Origin of the sequence: Allobosea sp. CCNWLY174, from assembly GCF_037120455.1 — a bacterium.
Classification (GTDB): Bacteria; Pseudomonadota; Alphaproteobacteria; order Rhizobiales; family Beijerinckiaceae; genus Allobosea; species Allobosea lupini.
In genome coordinates this window covers 1-611 of the sequence record NZ_JBBBBQ010000028.1, presented here as the reverse complement: position 1 = coordinate 611, position 611 = coordinate 1, and the positions used below count along the sequence as shown (strand labels likewise).

Sequence of the window (611 nt, the reverse complement as noted above, 5' to 3'; positions counted from 1 at the left end):
CGCGAGATCAACACGGGCGCCGACGATCTGTCGAAGCGCACCGAGGAGCAGGCCTCCTCGCTCGAGGAGACCGCGGCGACGACCGAAGAGCTGGCGGCCTCGGTGAAGGCTTCGGCCCAGGGCGCGCGCCAGGCGGCGGCGGTCGCCGAGGAGGCGATGAAGGCGGCGCAGGACGGCGGCGCCATCGCCGGCGAAGCGGTCAGCGCCATGGCGCGGATCGAGGAGGCCTCGCGCAAGATCTCCGACATCATCCGCGTCATCGACGACATCGCCTTCCAGACCAACCTGCTGGCGCTGAACGCCGCGGTCGAGGCGGCAAGGGCCGGCGATGCCGGCAAGGGCTTCGCCGTGGTCGCGAGCGAAGTGCGCACGCTCGCCCAGCGCTCCGGCGAGGCGGCCAAGGACATCTCCGGGCTGATCTCCTCCTCCAATGCCGAGGTCGAGGCCGGGGTGAAGCTGGTGCGCCGGGCCGGCGAGTCGCTGGAGACGATCCTGGCGGCGTCGCGGAAGGTCACCGGCACGATCCAGGAGATCTCGGCGGCGGCGGGCGAGCAGGCCAACGGCATCGAGGAGATGAGCCAGGCGGTCGCCCATCTCGACGAGATGACGCA

The 611-nt window shown here is 71.5% G+C and carries 1 protein-coding gene; it reads left to right on the top strand.

The features are described 5' to 3' along the window. Window positions 1–611, top strand: a 611-nt coding sequence (locus V7S63_RS28700; RefSeq protein ID WP_336532836.1) for a methyl-accepting chemotaxis protein, incomplete at both ends; no start/stop codon positions are given.